19 protein-coding genes are annotated in these 17,667 nt (G+C 51.3%); 3 read left to right on the forward strand and 16 right to left on the reverse strand.

Annotation, left to right across the window (positions count from 1 at the left end):
- Window position 1: 1 nt before the first annotated feature.
- From cmk to PKO01S_RS07905, 9 genes are all read right to left on the reverse strand, one after another.
- Window positions 2-703 (reverse strand): (d)CMP kinase, encoded by a 702-nt coding sequence (cmk, locus tag PKO01S_RS07870; RefSeq protein WP_127530777.1) that lies wholly within the window; start codon window positions 701-703, stop codon window positions 2-4.
- Between the two features lie 114 nt (window positions 704-817).
- Window positions 818-1,081: a hypothetical protein gene (locus PKO01S_RS07875; protein ID WP_127530778.1), complete on the reverse strand. Its 264-nt coding sequence runs from the start codon at window positions 1,079-1,081 to the stop codon at window positions 818-820.
- Between the two features lie 123 nt (window positions 1,082-1,204).
- On the reverse strand, window positions 1,205-1,864 hold the full coding sequence (locus PKO01S_RS07880; RefSeq protein WP_127530779.1) for a flagellar brake protein: 660 nt from the start codon (window positions 1,862-1,864) through the stop codon (window positions 1,205-1,207).
- 91 nt (window positions 1,865-1,955) lie between these two features.
- A complete protein-coding gene (gene ypeB, locus PKO01S_RS07885; RefSeq protein WP_127530780.1) occupies window positions 1,956-3,356 on the reverse strand; it encodes a germination protein YpeB in 1,401 nt (466 codons plus the stop codon).
- A gap of 102 nt (window positions 3,357-3,458) precedes the next feature.
- Window positions 3,459-3,617: a hypothetical protein gene (locus tag PKO01S_RS28725; protein WP_164779527.1), complete on the reverse strand. Its 159-nt coding sequence runs from the start codon at window positions 3,615-3,617 to the stop codon at window positions 3,459-3,461.
- Window positions 3,618-3,668: 51 nt separating this feature from the next.
- Complete coding sequence (gene prsW / locus PKO01S_RS07890; RefSeq protein ID WP_127530781.1) at window positions 3,669-4,361, reverse strand: glutamic-type intramembrane protease PrsW; 693 nt, start codon at window positions 4,359-4,361, stop codon at window positions 3,669-3,671.
- Window positions 4,362-4,392: 31 nt separating this feature from the next.
- Window positions 4,393-5,643 (reverse strand): Glu/Leu/Phe/Val family dehydrogenase, encoded by a 1,251-nt coding sequence (locus PKO01S_RS07895; protein ID WP_127530782.1) that lies wholly within the window; start codon window positions 5,641-5,643, stop codon window positions 4,393-4,395.
- A 156-nt stretch (window positions 5,644-5,799) separates the two neighbouring features.
- Complete coding sequence (locus tag PKO01S_RS07900; RefSeq protein WP_127530783.1) at window positions 5,800-6,414, reverse strand: genetic competence negative regulator; 615 nt, start codon at window positions 6,412-6,414, stop codon at window positions 5,800-5,802.
- Window positions 6,415-6,597: 183 nt separating this feature from the next.
- Window positions 6,598-7,065, reverse strand: a complete 468-nt coding sequence (locus PKO01S_RS07905; RefSeq protein WP_127530784.1) for a hypothetical protein — start codon at window positions 7,063-7,065, stop codon at window positions 6,598-6,600.
- A gap of 130 nt (window positions 7,066-7,195) precedes the next feature.
- Between PKO01S_RS07905 and PKO01S_RS07910 the strand changes: the two genes are divergently transcribed.
- Window positions 7,196-8,176: a polysaccharide deacetylase family protein gene (locus PKO01S_RS07910; protein ID WP_127530785.1), complete on the forward strand. Its 981-nt coding sequence runs from the start codon at window positions 7,196-7,198 to the stop codon at window positions 8,174-8,176.
- Between the two features lie 20 nt (window positions 8,177-8,196).
- Here the strand turns inward: PKO01S_RS07910 and PKO01S_RS07915 are convergent, their stop codons facing one another.
- Window positions 8,197-8,427 carry a hypothetical protein gene (locus PKO01S_RS07915; RefSeq protein WP_127530786.1) on the reverse strand — a complete coding sequence of 77 codons (231 nt, stop codon included), beginning with the start codon at window positions 8,425-8,427 and terminating at the stop codon, window positions 8,197-8,199.
- Window positions 8,424-9,023 (reverse strand): CPBP family intramembrane glutamic endopeptidase, encoded by a 600-nt coding sequence (locus PKO01S_RS07920; protein ID WP_127530787.1) that lies wholly within the window; start codon window positions 9,021-9,023, stop codon window positions 8,424-8,426. Before PKO01S_RS07920 ends, PKO01S_RS07915 begins: the two co-directional genes overlap by 4 nt.
- Window positions 9,024-9,196: 173 nt before the next feature.
- On the opposite strand from PKO01S_RS07920, the gene PKO01S_RS07925 reads away from it, so the two are divergent.
- Window positions 9,197-10,111, forward strand: a complete 915-nt coding sequence (locus PKO01S_RS07925) for a hypothetical protein (RefSeq protein WP_127530788.1) — start codon at window positions 9,197-9,199, stop codon at window positions 10,109-10,111.
- Between the two features lie 9 nt (window positions 10,112-10,120).
- Here the strand turns inward: PKO01S_RS07925 and PKO01S_RS07930 are convergent, their stop codons facing one another.
- Complete coding sequence (locus PKO01S_RS07930) at window positions 10,121-10,447, reverse strand: rhodanese-like domain-containing protein (RefSeq protein ID WP_127530789.1); 327 nt, start codon at window positions 10,445-10,447, stop codon at window positions 10,121-10,123.
- Window positions 10,448-10,747: 300 nt separating this feature from the next.
- Between PKO01S_RS07930 and serA the strand changes: the two genes are divergently transcribed.
- Window positions 10,748-12,340 (forward strand): phosphoglycerate dehydrogenase, encoded by a 1,593-nt coding sequence (serA, locus tag PKO01S_RS07935; protein WP_127530790.1) that lies wholly within the window; start codon window positions 10,748-10,750, stop codon window positions 12,338-12,340.
- Between the two features lie 205 nt (window positions 12,341-12,545).
- Here the strand turns inward: serA and PKO01S_RS07940 are convergent, their stop codons facing one another.
- From PKO01S_RS07940 to resB, 4 genes are read right to left on the reverse strand one after another with little or no spacing between them, the layout of a single operon-like run.
- A complete protein-coding gene (locus tag PKO01S_RS07940; protein WP_127530791.1) occupies window positions 12,546-14,012 on the reverse strand; it encodes an ATP-binding protein in 1,467 nt (488 codons plus the stop codon).
- Window positions 14,013-14,015: 3 nt separating this feature from the next.
- Window positions 14,016-14,732, reverse strand: a complete 717-nt coding sequence (locus PKO01S_RS07945; protein ID WP_127530792.1) for a response regulator transcription factor — start codon at window positions 14,730-14,732, stop codon at window positions 14,016-14,018.
- Between the two features lie 36 nt (window positions 14,733-14,768).
- Entirely contained in the window at window positions 14,769-16,028 is a 1,260-nt protein-coding gene (ccsA, locus tag PKO01S_RS07950; protein WP_127530793.1) for a cytochrome c biogenesis protein CcsA, read from the reverse strand.
- Window positions 16,025-17,659, reverse strand: a complete 1,635-nt coding sequence (resB, locus tag PKO01S_RS07955; protein ID WP_127530794.1) for a cytochrome c biogenesis protein ResB — start codon at window positions 17,657-17,659, stop codon at window positions 16,025-16,027. The genes ccsA and resB overlap by 4 nt, the downstream gene beginning before the upstream one ends.
- Window positions 17,660-17,667: the final 8 nt, after the last annotated feature.

Below are 17,667 nucleotides of genomic sequence, written 5' to 3' on the forward strand. Positions count from 1 at the left end.
TTTACTTCGCCTCCGCCAATTTGGTTCTGCTTAAATTGACGATGTTGTCCGCCACTTCATCGATCGTCATCGACGTGCTGTCGAGCACGATTGCATCCGGAGCGCACACAAGCGGCGAAATGTCCCGTTCCTGATCTTTACGGTCACGCTCTGCGATTTCAAGCTCCAGTTGGGACAGCGTAATGCTGTCTTGTCCGTCCAGTTCCTTGAACCTTCTTAATGCCCGTTCTTGGACTGAGGCGGTTAAGAATACTTTCAATTCCGCATCAGGCAGTACATGCGAGCCGATATCCCGGCCGTCCATTACAACGCCTTTGCTCTGCGCAAGCAGCCGCTGCATGGTAACTAGCCGAAGCCTTACCCGCTCGACGGCAGCAACCTGCGATACATGCATGGTTACTTCGCGCGAACGGATGTCCCGGGTAATGTCAGCACCGTTCAGCAGAACGATTTGCCCCATCGGTCCGGGCTTAAGCGTAATATCGATGCTTTCCGCATGCGTTCCAAGCTGCTCGGAATCGCCGGGCGAAATGCCGGAGCGAAGAGCGCTGTACGTTACCGCGCGATACATTGCGCCGGTGTCGATATAAATATAATGCAAGGTCTCGGCGACATTACGGGCTACCGTACTCTTGCCGGCTCCCGCGGGTCCGTCAATCGCGATGTTGATCCGGTCCCGGCCGCCGTCTAGATGCGATACCAACAGCGAACCCCCCTACTGAGATCAGCCTCACGCTATGATTGCTGCTCCCGTTTACCTGTCAAGAAAAAAGCAGGCTCAGCCTGCGAACGTGAAAATTATACCACACCAAAACCTTCAATGCAAAGCTCGGCTGCCCCGTTGAAGCGGCATTCCTTCTAGCTTATCGGCATATGTCAGGTGTTGTCGAATCATATCCGAACGGAGCAGACACTGCGATAAAATGGCAAGAACAAGAAGCGTCAGCACGATGTTGCGGAGTACACGACTTACTTCTTCGGACAGCTTGCCGTACCTTTCACGTTCCAGCTGTCCATCAGCCGTCCCCTTCACCTGCTGCAGCTTCTTATCCTTGTTTCTAAGCCGGCGATCGGCAACCATCCTACGATCATCCTTCCCTAATTTTGGTGGATGGACGTAGCATGTCCGACGGCCGATTATATTATTCGCATTAATCGTGCGGCCAATTAGTGCGTGCCGCATCCGCAGACTAGCTTCAAAACTCTATCGATTGCGGAATTCGAGCTGGCGTTCGAAGCAGTAGCGGATAATCTTCTGCCTCTCGTAATCGCCAATGCCGACAAACATAAGCATCACATGGTTGCGTCCCGTTGCATGCTCCACGATGCGTACAATTTCCCCTTTGAAGAACGAGTGCTCAATGGTGCCGTTCTTATAAGGGAGCAGCAGCCAGCATTCGAGCGTTTGACCGACTTCCAATGGCACAGATCCGTCATTCGTGAACGAAATGCCTCCGCCGCCTACATCCTCCGTTAGCGCATTGAACCGGTCGCCGAGCGGAGTCAGCACCGCGATCTCCAACATCGAATCGACGCGCAGGAAGTGGCGCCGTTGTGTCTTCGTAATCGATGCCGGATCCGGTTTCTGAATGCGGACCAGCCGGATGTTATCTTCAATGAAGCCGGTTACATAGGAGTTAAAGAAATGTTTGACACCGTCTTCGGTTATGTAGAATGCAGAGATTTCGTCGCCCAGCGAGAGCCTCTTTAATCTTCCCGTGCTCTCTTGAAGCGGCCATTCCATGTACAACTCATCATTCCGGTCGTCCGCGATGCGAGATTTGCAGTCGAACTTACCTTCTGCTTCTTCGTCCACTGTTGAAACGACATAGTATTGCAAAGTCTGATTAATTTTCGGCAGCAAAAGGCTCCCCTCCCATACGGTGATTATATCACGTCGAATGGTGGGGAGCCATATCGAAACTTATTGCCTGCAATCCATTTGATGCGTAATTTTACCGCGTTTTCGACGCAGCCGGTTTTCCCGGATTTGCCGTTTTTCCCGGCGTTTCGGCCGAGTCCCGCATGTCTGGCGTTTCCTCAATCGTTTCCTCTACGCCAGTGTCCGCATTGATATACATTTTGTATGCGTGTCCGTTGATCTTGCCTACGAATTCGTAGCAGAGCGTTTCTTCGCCCATATCGTTCAAAATTAAAGCCATAGCCTCGGTCGAAACCTTCATATCAGGGTTCAGCGCCTTGCGGGCCTCCGCCTTCGTAATCCGCGGTTTCGGCAGCTTGCGCGCATGATGCTCATACACATAGTCCGAAGCTTGCAGCGCAACGACCTGACCATTATCCAACGCAACCTTGACCGTAATTTTCTCCGGATAAATCAGGACGCCATTCTGCGTCGCCACGTAAGTATATACACCCTCATTGACATATTCGTCGTAGCTGCTCGGCTTCATTCCTTTATAACCGTGAGCGTTCAAAAACTTGTCCGCGACTTTTCTCGTTTCGCTCAAGCTGATTTGTTTCTTGCCGACTTCCCTCGGATTCATGTACCAAATGAGCTGGCCGCCCTTTTGCGTGAAATCGAGTTGAATCGTCTCGCCTTTCGTCCGTTCAACCGTTGCAGAGAACGAGGCAAATTCCGTACCTTGGCCGTTCTCCACGACACGAATGCCGGCATCTGACTTCAGATCAAGAAATTGCGCCGTCTTGCGCTTAATTTCTTCGGGGGTCATCATTTTGCCGCCAAGCATCTTAACGGTTCGTTTCTGATACATGCTCGAGACAGACGGTCCCCAGTTTATTTCCGGATACTCGCCAACTTTATGGTCGACGGTTTTGAAGCCGTCGATAATCGAGTTGTCCCTTACCGATTTCTCGGTAGCGAGCGCCGCCTCTACATCCATCCAACGCAAATTGCTCTGCAGCACTTTCTGTTGCACCGACTGCAAGTTTTGCGAAATTTCATCCGACCGTTCGTACAGCGTCTTCATCGTTTTGAATTCGTCATCCGTGAGCGGATTTTTCGACAGGTCGCGCACAGCGGTTTTGTAGGCGAAGTTCGAAATGCGAGACAGAAATTCCTCCGTCGTGTTGAACGGCAGAAGCGTGAGCGGCAGCTGATTGACTTCGTTCTGCGCCTCGCTGGTCAGCCTCCAGACGTTAATAAGCCCTTTGCGGTGGTACGCTTGCGACTTAGAGTTAACGGCGAGCGTATTGCCAAGTTGCTTATGTACCTGCTCGACATGGTAGCTCAAATCGTGAAACGCCCGCTGATATTGATTTTCCGCTTTGATCAGTATCGAGTTTTTTTCTTGGTGCTCCTGATATCCCCAATAAATCGAACCGATGCACAATAGAGTAACGATCGGAAACATTACCGCGCTAAGCCGTTTATACATGACAAAAGCTCCTTTCTGGTCCCAAACCTGAGGTTAGTTTGGTTTACCGAAAGAAGCTTTATTCACCGCATCCGCCTGAATTTTCCTGTTGATCGGCCACGTTCAAATCGGATGCTCTTCGATATCGAAATCGTCGATGTTATTGCAGATGCACTGCTTGAAGCCCGTGTCGATCTTCTCCTTCTCGCGCTTGCCTCGAAGAACGAATTTCTCGCCGCACACATTGCACCTGATTCTAACTTTGACCCGTTCACCAATCATACCGCATGTCCCTCCTGGAATATCCACTAATATCCAGTATAAACCGAAATTCTACAGCTTAACCTCATCTTCGCGCGGCAAGAAGCGGAATGGCGAGCGGCTGCTTGCCCTCTGCATGTTCTTGAGCGACCATACCCACATAATGGCCATGAACGGTGGAACGATCCATACCCAGCCGCGTCCGAACGTTAACAGAATCCAATCGTACAATCCATGGAGCAGAAGAGGCACAATTAACGATACGAGCAAAAATTGGCGGCTGCGTACAGGAGATGCAAACTTCGCTTTTCCCATATAGTAGCCCATCGTAATGCCGAACAAAGCATGACCGGATACCGGCAGCAGCGCGCGGAACAACAACGAACCGAAGTCGGATGGCTGCGTAACCGCGTACAGCACATTCTCCAGCGTAGCAAATCCAAGAGAAATCGATGCGGCATAGACAATTCCATCATACGGCTCGTCGAATTCGGTATGATTGTAAATGATGTGAAACAGAACGAACCACTTCACACACTCTTCAACGGCGCCTGATAAGCCGAATGCGTCCAGCAGCGGATGGGTGCCGAGCCAAAGCTCAAGCCCGCGCTGTACGATCATGATCGGGAATAGAATTAATACGCCGATCAAAAACATGCGTACGACCATATGGATCGGCTCCGCTTCATATTTGTCCTTCAAGTACAAATAGGTGAGCAGGAAAACGCCCGGCGCAATGGCCGCCGTCAATACGGAAAACAGCATGTTGTCCTCTCACCTCCTGTAAGTGTCATCATTAGACCCAGCCTCTAAACCGCACCGCTTCCGCCATCTTCCTCACGCCTGCCATATACGCGGCTAGCCGCATATCGACGCTGCGCGTCCGGTGTATTTCATAGACATGCCGAAAGCCTTTGAGCATCATCGCTTCCAGCTTCATGTCGACTTCTTCCTCGCTCCAATAGTAGCCCTGATTATTCTGTACCCATTCAAAGTAAGACACAATCACGCCGCCTGCGCTTGCAAGCACGTCCGGCACTAACAATATATTCCGCTCCGTAACGATGCGCGTCCCCTCCAGCGTCGTCGGGCCGTTAGCCGCTTCGACGATGATCGGCGCCTTAATGCGGGGAGCATTCTCTTCTGTAATCTGATTCTCGATCGCGGCAGGCACTAACACATCGCAGTCGAGCTCCAGCAACTCCTCGTTCGAGATCAGGTTCTGGAACAAATTCGTCACCGTTCCGAACGAATCCCTCTTATCGAGCAAGTCGGGAATGTCGAGCCCATCTTTATTATACAGCGCGCCGTTCACATCGGAAATACCGATTACGACAGCGCCAGCGTCATACATAAATTTGGCAAGATAGCTGCCGGCATTGCCGAATCCTTGCACGACGACCCGCGAGCCTTTAATATCTTTGCCCTTCATGCGAAGCGCCTCGGCGATCATGATGGCAACACCGCGCGCCGTCGCAGTCTCTCTGCCCTTAGAACCGCCTAACACTAACGGTTTGCCTGTAATAAAACCCGGCGAATCGAATTCGCGGATACGACTGTATTCATCGAGCATCCAGGCCATAATTTGGGCATTAGTCATGACATCAGGGGCAGGTATATCTTTCGTCGGGCCGACGATTTGGCTGATCGCTCGAACATATCCTCTGCTTAGCAGCTCGAGCTCCCGAAAGGACATTTTGCGCGGATCGCATATAATGCCGCCCTTGCCCCCTCCGTACGGCAGATCGGCGATGCCGCATTTGAGACTCATCCAGATCGAAAGCGCTTTAACCTCATTCTCGTTGACATCGGGATGGAAGCGTACGCCTCCTTTTGTCGGACCTACGGCATCATTATGCTGGGCGCGGTAACCGGTGAACACCTTTGTCGAGCCATCATCCATACGTACCGGAATGCGGACGGACAACACCCGCATCGGCAATTTGAGCAACTCCACCATACTATCGTTGTAGCCAAGCTTACGCAGTGCCTGTTCAATGACGACCTGTGTCGACTCCAGCACATCATGCGAATCCGTGGAAGCCATCGTTTAGAACCCCCTATATTCCGGATTGATAGCCAATAATCAACGAATAGTATGGTCTGCTCTACCTTCACGTATGCAGCAGACACCGCTGTAAGAATAAGAAAGAGCATCCGCGCTGCTTTCTTTGCGCAAGATGCTCTTTAACCCGCTGACGCGTCAGTATGAGAAATGCTGACACAATTGGCGTATTGCGCCCTCGTTCATAATCGTCTTGCCGTACTCTTCAAGCACCGCTTCCGTCACAGACGTTGCTTCGCCGAATTCGGCCAGCAGCGCAATAAGTGCATTGTGTCTGGCTGGATCGATAAAGGAAGGGTCGATAGCCAGTATATATTTGCCGTTATACGCGAATAACCGTCCATCCTCGGTCAATGCCGACTGCTTCAGTTGGCGGCTGACCGAAATTACATCCTCGAAATCACGGAATGCGTACATGACAATATCGCTCTGCTCCAGCGTAACTTCCAATTCGTAGACGTCCTCGTCCGTCTCCTCATCTTCATGAGAGGAATCATCGGCATGCAAATTAACCTTGCCGCGGGTGACGATCACTACCATACCTTGAGCCGGGAGTGCGAATACTTCTACAGCAAGCGGACCGCTGGCTTCAAATCCGAGCTCGGAATGCGCTTGATCCATCATCTCGCTGAACAACTCATTCACCTTCGGAATTTCCCGCCACATGTCCTCTTTCTGTATCCCCCGCTCCAGCAGGTCGTCGAACGTCAGAAATATGCGTATTTTGTCTTGGCTCAGCCGTTCGATTTTCATGACAGGATCCTCCTATGCAGCATCTGATATAACAAGGTATGAGAACTACAATGATGTGTGATTCCCTCATGCCATATACCTATGTTACCATGTCCGCCCGGCGAATGCACTATCGCTCAAAAAAATAGGAGCAGCAGCGTCTTATAAAGCTCTTGTTCGACGCTGCTGCTCCTATTGATTGGATCAATGATGTTTTACACTTGTGTCTGTCGGCAGGCTGCCGCCCGTGGCCGAATGGAGTATCGCTTCCGTTTGCCGCTTGAGCTCCGGATCGCTCTCAACGAGCGCGCCTATTTGCTGCCATGCTTCTGCGGAATTGCCTGCGGAAGCGGCTGACGGCTTTGGGGCTGCATGCGCGGCCTCCTTGCTCCAATGGTTCAGCTTCCGCTCCATTACCTTGCCGAACAACCGGCTTCTGGCGGAAGACATCACCTCTCCTGCTGCGTCGACTGCCCACGCCGTCATACCGGGCCGTTTGCGCGATGCGTACATCGCTGCCGCCATACCGAGCAAACCGCCAATAATAAACCCGCTCATTTTCATCTCGATGACCAACTCCTTTCTGTTTCCGATATGCGCTTCCATCGTTTCCAGCCGGAGCGCCGCTGCCGGATTCAGCGTTCCGTCCTTTAGTTTGCACTCGTCCTGCAACGGCATCCTCGTGAAAAATAGGAAAAGACGAATACAAAGGCCCAAGATAAATATGATACAATGATGGCGTGTTCCATCCCATAATGGCCACGCAGACTATATTACAAAACGTATAACGGAGGTCTACCCCATGAATCGCATGCTGAAAGCATCCGTTCTGCTTGCGCTGGCCGCTTCGCTTGCTGCTTGCGGCTCGACTAACAAAGGCGAGAACAAGCCGCCGGCTGAGACTGTCACAGCAGAAAATCCGGCCGCAGCGCCAGACAAGCCCGCAGATTCGGCCACAGACGACACAAAGACTCCGCCGGCAGATCAATCGACTGATATTGGAGCCGGACAGACCGATGGCAGCACAACGAATGGAACGACCGGGAATGGAACGAATGGCAGCACCGGCCAAACGAGCGGCTCCGCCGAAGGGACTGACCAACCGGCGCAAGTCGATGAGAAGCCCGTCAAGCTGTATCGAATGAACAAGGTTTACCGGTTCGTGCCGATCGACAAAGAAACGACGACAGACAAAGTCGTACTGCTCACCTTCGACGATGGTCCGAAAGAATTGGAACAACTGACGAGTATGCTCGATACGCTCGACAAGCATAAAGCTAAGGCGATTTTCTTCGTCAACGGCTACCGGGTCAAAGCGCATCCCGAGCTGCTGAAGCTCATTCATGAGCGGGGGCAAACCGTCGGCAACCATTCGTGGGACCATATCGATCTGAAGAAAGAAAGCCAAGCATCGGTTGAGAAGCAAGTAGGAGACGTTATCAAGATCGTAGAAGACACGATCGGCGAAGCACCCAAATTTTTCCGTCCTCCGTTCGGTTCAGGCAACGACGGCGTGAAGAAATTCGTAAAGGATAACGGCATGTTATATATGACCTGGTCGAACGGATCACTCGATTGGGATACGAAGAATAAGAATAAGCCGGAAGCGGTCATCGCCAATGTGCTGGAACAGCTTCACCCTGGGGCGAACATTCTTATGCATGAACTGCCGTGGACCGATAAAGCGCTGGATGAGCTGTTGACGAAGCTGGAGGAGAAAGGCTATGGCTTTATCGACCCTGCTACGATCGAGACGGTAACCGACGCGCCAACTGCCCAATAAATGAAAAAAAGCCGTCCTTGTCAGGAGGCAGTGATCGACTGCTTTCCTAACAAGAACAGCACAACAATAAGTACTAGGAATAATAAAAACAAACCATTATAAAACCATTGAGTGGTCTGCTGCTTATTGGACGGATGCTTCTTCCGTCTCGGCGGCAGACCATTATCATCACCTGCGACCATCTCTTCGATTGGCTCCGTATAGCTGACTTTTCTTCCGCTCCGCGATCCAAACTTCGCCATTCGACTCATCGTTCTTCATTCCTTCGAAACCGAATAATCAAGCCCATCGTGGCGTCCACCAGAAAGTGCGTCATAATAGGCGCCCACAATGTACCGCTTTCTATATAAATCCATCCAAGTCCATAACTGATGGAGAATACGAGTCCCGTCGGAATCCAGTGCCGCAAATAACGGACGTGGATTGCCGCGAACAGAATACTCGTCCAATACGGTCCGAACGAATGCTGAACCGCGCCCCGGAACAGCATCTCCTCGCAGACGGATACGACGAACGACATGACGATAATATGCCATACCGGACGCGCCTGGAATAACCGTTCATTCACGCCTCCGTCGTCCGACACGTCATCCGGAACAAACCGTGAAATCAGCAGGTCAACCAAGATGACAGCTGCCGCAAGACCGAGTCCGAACATCCAGAAGCGGTCGTTATCCGGAACTTGAAGCAAATGAATCGGATTTCGGTGCTGAAATAAAATCCATATGATACCGATAATAAGGGTAAGCGCTTGCGTTGCATACAAATTGATCAAGAGAAGCCGGTCATCCAACTGATCGACGCTCACTTGCCGTAACCGGATCTTTTTCAAGTCGAATTTTTTCATGTCTTACCGCCTGTCCATAAACGTATTATTTCCTTTTTCCCTTTAATGGCCTATACTATTACCATAATACATAATTCGCCATAATTCGATATTGTCATCGAGGAAATCATCACAACTTCGATGAATTTCTTCCAAATTATATACTATTATTCGCGAGAAGGAGTTTCATAATTATGAACAAACGTTTATCCAGAACAGAAATGCTCATTAGCCTAGGATTTCTGTTTATGCTCGTATGTACCGTTGGCGCTTTTTTCTTCGGCGTCCAAGTCGGCACCGACAGGACTACAGCCAACTATGAAGTTCAAAAACAGTTAAACAGCAAACCTGTAACGTCTACCGCCTTGCAGCAGCAAGACCTGGTTTCGTTCTATCATACGGTATTTATGCCTTATCGTGAATTCCAATCGGAATGGATCGACCTCATCGAACAAGCCAACGTAAAGCAAACGACCGACTTCCCATCCGATCTGAAACGGATGTCGTCGCTTGCCCAGCAGAAATTCAACGAGATCTCGGCGATCAAAGTTCCTGCATCGTCACTGCTGGAACAATCGCAGCAGCAATTGCTCAAAAGCTTGTCCGGCTTCCAAGCCGATTCGAAAAAGCTGTCCGTCAGCGGAAGCAGCCAATCGGTTGATCAACTGCTCGCAGCTATGCGCAAAGACGACAACTACAAGCAAGGCGTAAGCCAGTCTCTTCATGGCCAACAATCGTACTATGATGCCATGTTGAAATGGGCAGCTGGAATGAACCATGATATTCCAAGCGAAATCGTTATGCCGAAAGATATGAAGACGGCATCTTGGAGCAAGCTCCCTCTTGCCGCCAAAAACAAACTAAGTGCCGATATTCTTACTGCAAACGGCATGCTCGTTAATTATTACCCGCAAGATCTTACAAGCCGGATTGACGAGTTTATCAGCTCTGGACAAGCCGGCAAACTGAAGCTTGGACTTATCGGTCCAATCTCTGAACTGCTCGCTGATACGAAAGCGATTCGCAGCGGCGACTACAAAAGCAATATGAGCCGGCTTTATTCGAATCAAGTGCTTCCTCAACTGCCGTTCTTCTTGCCAGGCGAATAAGCAATTGCTTCAGTCATATTGAAACCCTTGACGGGCAGCGACGGCTGCGATGCCACCCTCGACATTGAGGAGTGCTTCGTAGCCGTTTTCTTGCATATACCGGCATACTGCCTGGCTTCTAACTCCATGTGCACACATGATATATAACGTATCCTCTTGGCTAAGACTTGCCATCAGATCCGGAAATACGCTCATTGGCAGATGACGAGATCCCTCAAGATGATAATAATCCCATTCCTGAAGCTCCCTCACATCAATAATCTGATCCGCCTTCACAAGTCCGTTGGCCAATAATCGAAGAAGCTCTTCCGCATCGATATCTTCCCACTGTTTCACCGCGATTCCCCCTCTCCTGCATGCAATGAATCATAACGAAAAATTCACATATCGGCAAGTTTCGGCATTGCATTCCACCTGCCCGTTGCTATAAAATAGTAGACGTTATATCTTATTGACGAATATCTGTTTTATTGGACAACCATTCGTCCCGCTGCTGCAGACCGGTATCGGGACGATGTTTTTTAACTCCCGGCATTCGCCGCTTCACTTCGTCGAATGACTCCTTAACAGGGGTTTTTCCTACATATTCATGGATTTGCATTACGTTGTAACGATCAGACAGGAGGCAATCAACGCATGTTTAAAGTGTTAGTATCGGATCCTATCAGCGATCTTGGCATTCAGAAGCTGGTCGATGCAGCAGATGTTTCTATCGACAAGAAGCCTGGTCTTAGCGAAGATGAGCTCGTAGCCATTATCGGTGAATACGACGCTCTTCTCGTTCGCAGCCAGACTCGCGTAACGGCTCGCATTATGGACGCAGGCAAGAAGCTGAAAGTAGTTGGACGCGCAGGTGTTGGCGTCGACAATATCGACCTGGACGCAGCAACCCAGCGCGGTATCATCGTCATTAATGCGCCGGACGGCAACACGATTACGACTTGCGAGCACACTTTCGCCATGATGATGGCAGTTGCACGCCATATCCCACAAGCTTACCTCAAAACGGTTGGCGGCGTTTGGGACCGCAAATCGTTCGTCGGCGTAGAGCTTCGTAACAAAGTGCTGGGCGTTATGGGCATGGGCCGTATCGGCAGCGAAGTTGCGAAACGCGCGAAAGCCTTCGGCATGGAAATTCTCGGCTACGATCCGTTCCTGACGGAAGAGCGTGCAGAGAAAATGGGCATCAAACTGGCATCGGTTGACGATATTGTTCGCAACGCTGACTTCATGACGGTGCATACGCCACTTACGCCGGAAACGCGCCACATGATCTCGAGCAAACAATTCGAAGTTATGAAACGCGGCATGCGTATCGTGAACTGTGCACGCGGCGGTATCATCGACGAGCAAGCGCTCGTGGAAGCAATCGACCAAGGCATCGTAGCAGGCGCTGCATTCGACGTATTCGAAGTTGAGCCTCCAGCAGCTGACCATCCGTTCCTGACGCATCCTAAGATCATCGTTACGCCTCACCTTGGCGCATCGACGGTTGAGGCGCAAGAGAACGTTGCAATCGACGTATCGGAGCAAGTGCTCCACATTCTGCGCGACGAGCCATTCATCAACGCGGTGAACATGCCTCCAATCCCAGCTAACGTTCGTGCTGTACTGCAGCCTTACTTCGAGCTCGGCGAGAAGCTTGGCAGCTTCATCTCGCAGCTGTCGGACGGCGCTGTGAAAGAAATCGTCGTCAGCTACTCGGGCGAACTCGCGGATGTTGATACACAGCCGCTTACCCGTTATATTACGCGCGGCGTATTGGCACATCATCTTGGCGCTGACCAAGTCAACGTCGTTAACTCGATGCACCTGGCGAAAGAACGCAGCGTGAACATTGTCGTGAACAAATCGCATACGGCGAAGGACTTCACGAACCTTGTAACGGTAACGCTCCGTACGGCCAAAGAAGAGCGTACTGTAGCAGGAACGCTGCTGACAGGCTATGGCCCTCGTATCGTTCAGATCGACAATTATCCGGTTGACGTTGCACCAGAAGGCAACCTCATTCTCGTATCGCATACAGATAAACCGGGCATTATCGGCCGTGTCGGTACGCTGCTCGGCGGTAACGATGTGAACATCGCAGCAATGCAAGTAGGACGCAAACTGATCGGCGGCGCGGCTATCATGGTCTTGACGGTTGATAAAGTAGCTCCGAAATCGGTGCTGGAAGAAGTCGCGAAGCTCGCAGACCTGAACAGCGCGAAAGAAATTCACCTCTCTTAATGAGATACACAAGGTTGTCCCTACGGGGACAGCCTTTTTTTCATATGTCCGTCCGACATTATGTGCAAGGAACAATCGTTTTCTATGACTTTCCCCCTTCAACTTCTCCATTTCGTCACAGGTGCAAGCAGGAGACATGAATGTTCCACGTTGAACAAGATTAGTCCTGCTTTTCCAACAAAAAAAGCGCTCATCAAGATGAGCGCTATGACAGCGGATGATCCAAATCGACAGGCAGCAACAACGTAAACGTAGTTCCATCGCCGATCTTGCTGTCGACAAGAATACGGCCGTGATGGCCGTCGACAATATTTTTGACAATGGCAAGGCCGAGTCCGGTTCCGCCCGAAGTTCCCCGTTTGCGCGACTTGTCCGCCTTGTAGAAACGTTCGAATATATAAGGCAGATCATCTTCCGGAATCCCTTCGCCTTCATCCGAAATTTTCAGCTCGATATGGCTTGGCGAGTTCCACTCCGAATCCGTCTGTGCCCATTGTCCAGAAAGCATGATGGCTGCCCCAGATGGCGTATGGCGCAAAGCGTTGTCGAGCAGATTCGTCAGCACTTGCTCAAGCCGGTCCTCGTCAGCCGCTTGTACGGATAACGGCGGTGAATCCGGAAGCTCGCATATGAGCCGGATGTCTCGTTCCTTCGCGAAAGCTTGAAATTTGCGGTGAACGCGTCTGACGAGTGAATCGATATCACATGGAACGAGCTTCAACTCACTGTGACCAGCTTCCATTCGGGCAAGATCGAGCAAGTCCTTCACCAGTCTGCCCATCCGCACCGATTCGTCATGAATGACCTGTACCAGTTCGTCCCGTTCTTCCTTCGAATCGGCAAGCCCGTCCAGCAGCGCTTCGCTGTAGCCTTGCAGCATGGAAAGCGGCGTCCGAATCTCATGTGAAACGTTCGCCACGAAATCGCGGCGCAGCTTCTCAAGCATAAACTCCTCTGTAACGTCACGCATCACCGCGACAGCTCCGCGTACGGAGTCATTCGATTTAAGCGGTGCCATCACAACCGACCAGACACCGTTCTTGACATGGATTTTGTCACTGCTGTCGACACCGTCCACCGTTACACGGTTGTATAACTCGCGTAACGGACCTGGAACACGGTCTTTCTTCGAATCCTTCTCATCGTCATCATCCGCCCAATCGAGCGCATTCCAGCGCGTCATCAGCTGTCCGCCCGGCGGATTGGACATCGTAATGCAGCCTTCCGCGTCGAATGTGACGACGGCATCGGACATGCTCCGAAGAACGCTGGACAGATGGTCCTTCTCGTGGCTCAAATCTTTAATGAGCGAGTCGAGATCACCTGCCATCCGGTTAAACGCATGAGCCAGGTCGCCCAGCTCGTCAGTCGACCGAATCGGTACGCGCGTCTGGTAGTTGCCCATCGAGATCGACGAAGCCGCTTTCTTCAGTTCAATAAGCGGCTGCGTTATTTTGGAAGAGAGGAAAAAAGCAAAGAACGTCGACAGCAAAAACCCGATTACGCCGGTGAACACGAACAATACTTTCACTTGATGAGAGGTCGTATCCTGGAAGCTGATATCGATGTATTGCAGCAGAAACATGCCGAGTATGAGCAGCACGACTGCTACGAGCACAATGATCGTCATCCACAGCTTGCCTACGACGCTGCGCCATACCCATAGCTTCATCGGTTATTTGGATACCTCAAGCTTGTATCCGACGCCCCATACTGTCGTAATCATCGACGCAGCCTCCGGCGATACTTTGTTCAGCTTCTCACGCAGCCGCTTCACATGTGTATCGACCGTACGCAAGTCGCCGAAAAACTCGTAATTCCATACGTCCTTCAGCAGTTCCTCGCGCGAGAACACTTTATCCGGTGATACAGCCAGATAGTGCAGCAGCTCGTATTCCTTCGGCGTCAAGCTCACCTCTTGCCCGCCAGCCGAAACCCGATGCGCATCATGCTCAATAATGAGGTGAGGAAGTACGATATTGTTGCTCGAGTTCGATTCTTTCGTCAAGAAGGCGGTAGCCGACGAACGGCGAAGAATCGCTTTGACCCGGTAAATGACTTCGCGCGGGCTGAACGGCTTAACGACGTAATCGTCGGCGCCTGCTTCAAACCCTTGCACACGGTTCATCTCTTCGCCCTTCGCAGTTAGCATAATGACCGGCGTCGCTTTCACCTGACGGAGACGCGAGCATACTTCTACGCCGTCAATGCCCGGAAGCATGACGTCGAGCATGATCAAATCATACTCTTTGCCCGCTGCCATCCGAAGCGCTGTCTCGCCGTCCTCCGCCTCTTCGATCTCGTAGCCTTCCTTCTCTAGATACATTTTCAGCAGGCGGCGAATTCGTTCTTCGTCGTCTACGACCAATATGCGATGTGCTGCTTCTGACATTAGGTCACAGCCCCTTTACATATAGTGGACTTTCGTTTATACCCCAGCGTAGGAATGCAATCCGGCGATAATAAGATTCACGCCGATCAGCGTAAACCATACGATGACGAAGCCGATAACGGACAGCCATGCCGACCGAAGGCCCTGCCAGCCGCGGGACAGCCGGAAGTGCAAGTATACGCTATAGAATAGCCACGTTATAAGCGCCCATACTTCTTTGGGATCCCATCCCCAGAAACGGCCCCATGCTTCGTTCGCCCAGATCATCGCGAAGATGAGTGCGCCAAGCGTAAAGACCGGGAAACCGATCGCAATCGCACGGTAGCTGATTTCGTCCAAGTCACTCGGGTTAACGCCGTCCATATGCGGGCGAATTACAGCGCCAAGCGGTTTGCGGAAAATAAGACGAAGCACCGCATAAAGCAGCGATCCGGCAACAATCGACCAAATGACCGTGTTCAGCTTCCGTCCAGCGTTAACGCCTTTCATCCAAGATGGCGTCTCGATCTGCAGCTTCTCAAGACCGAGGAACGAATCCGCCGAATCTGCGTGGCTGTTATACGGCTTGAAGATCGGCGGCAGGTTGTATTCGACCTGCTCCGTATTCGTAATCGTCTGCCCTTGCGTGTCAATGCTGATGTTCTCTTGCGTAAAGTGCGCCTCATAACCTGCGCCGCGGAATGCGAAGACAATGCTGATGAAACCGACGACAACGACAATCGTATACAGCGTATATTCGATCCAACGCTGCTGCTTGCGCGCTTGATCATCCTTGCGCGTATAGTCGACAACCCGTAGCAAATACATGAGTCCGGCAGCAAATCCAACCGCGAAGAAAGCTTCGCCAAGCGCTGCTGTCGTCACGTGGATTTTGAGCCAGTACGAATCAAGCGACGGAATAAGCGGTTGAACATCTTTCGGGAATACAGATGCGTACGCAACGATAATAACGGCAAGCGGCGTGGCGAACATCCCAAGCAGCGGCTTGCGGTAAATCGCATAAATAATCGTAAAGGCAATCATGACCGCCATGGCCAGGAATGACATAAATTCATACATGTTGCTTGTCGGAATTTGCCCGCTGCCGTACCAACGCGTGAAGAAGAACGTCAGATGTGCGGCAAGGCCTGCCGACGATACGATGAAGGATGTTCTCCCCCAGCGTGCGATATGATGCTTCGAATCGCGGTTGCTCCATTTCTGTCCGGCGATTGCAATTACATAAAACATAAACGCTACACAGTATAGAATGAAAGCAACTAAATAGGCGTGTCCACTAAAATCGACCCAACTCACGAATTATAACCCCCGTTATCGAGCTTATCCTTATCTACTTCTATCTTCATCTGCGCAAGCGCCCAAGCGACGTCGGCACGCATGCCAAAATGATTTTTGTTCGTATGCGCGCCGAGCGACAGAACTCCGTTGTCCACCCGGAGCCAGATGCGGCGATGATGCCAGTAAGCACCCATGAGCAAGCCAAGCATACAAATACCGAGTCCAGCCCATACATACGTCAGCGCCCGGTCGACTCGAACGAGCAGGTAGCTCGTATAGGAAGTGAACGATACGTTCTCCATTCCATCGACCCGAATCTCGACCTTAGGTGCAAGATCACGGTTAATCACATCTTGACGGAACCGTTCCTTATCCTTCTGCAGCGGGAAGTACATATAAGGCTCTCCTGCAGCGTCGATTCCTGGACCTTTCACCATAAAAATAAACGCTGGCGCTTTCGGATCACGCGAGAGCGTGACAGGATTGCCTTCATCGTTCAACGAAAATTCCATGTACTGCGCCTTGAGCGATAAGCTGTACGGACCAACCGTAAATTCGGTCTGCGGATCCTTCATCGGCAGATCGAACGGACCGTATACTTTACCGGACTGCTTATCCTCGATGACCGGCTTAACCGCTTTCAGCAGTGGCTGATCGTCGTAGCCGATTTGATACAGCTTGACTCCTTTGTGCGAGAGCGGATGATTGACGATAATATCGTAATTTTTCACCGGCTCCAACACCGGATCGATACCAGGCTCGCCACACGATTGAACGCACTGATACAGGATAGCTTCCGTCTTGTACATCTTCGGCCGTTCTTGATTTTTGAGCCGGTCCGGCAATTCTTTCTCTTCGTAGTACTCCACTGTGAACTTCTCGTTCTTCACGTAGTAGTTCGTGCCCGGCACTTGCACCGTCTCGCCGTCTCGTACTGCAATCGTCTCTTCCATCTTCCAATCCGGAATCGTACGGGCAAGCAGAGCGAGCAGCAGCACGATCAGGCCGATGTGGTTAATGTACGGCCCCCAGCGGCTGAAACGGTTTTTCTCCGCCAGCAATGCGGTTCCGTCTGTATGTACGCGATAGCGCCGGCGCTTCATATGGCCAGCCAACTCTTGCACCCATTGTTCGGCATTTCCTTCAACAGGTCCGGTATATACCGTCTTCTGGCGGGTAATAAACATGAGATGCTTGCGGATTTGCTGCTTGCTTAACGCCCGGTATAGCGGCAGAACACGGTCCAAACTGCAGATGACAAGCGATGTTCCGATCATAACCAGAAGACCGACGAACCACCAGGAGTCGTACATCGAGGACAGACCTAATTGATGGTACAGCTTGCCGCCCCAGCCGTAAGTCTGCTCATAGTATTCAGCCGTATTGCCTTGCGGATAGATCGTGCCAATGGCCGCGCCTACCAGCGTAATAATAATGATAATAATTGCGATCTTGACCGATGAGAAAAAATTCCATACCAAATCGAGCGGATTCGGATTTCTCTTCTGCGACCGGCGCGCCATGCCGTCATAACGCATCTCGAGCGGCGCATCTTCAGCAACCTCGGTCTGCGGCTTGCCGCAAGATTCGCACAACAGCGTATCCGGCGGATTCTGGTGGCCGCATTCGCACTTCGTATTCTGGAACAACGTACAGC

It is taken from the genome of Paenibacillus kobensis NBRC 15729, assembly GCF_004000825.1.
Lineage (GTDB): Bacteria > Bacillota > Bacilli > Paenibacillales > Paenibacillaceae > Paenibacillus_T > Paenibacillus_T kobensis.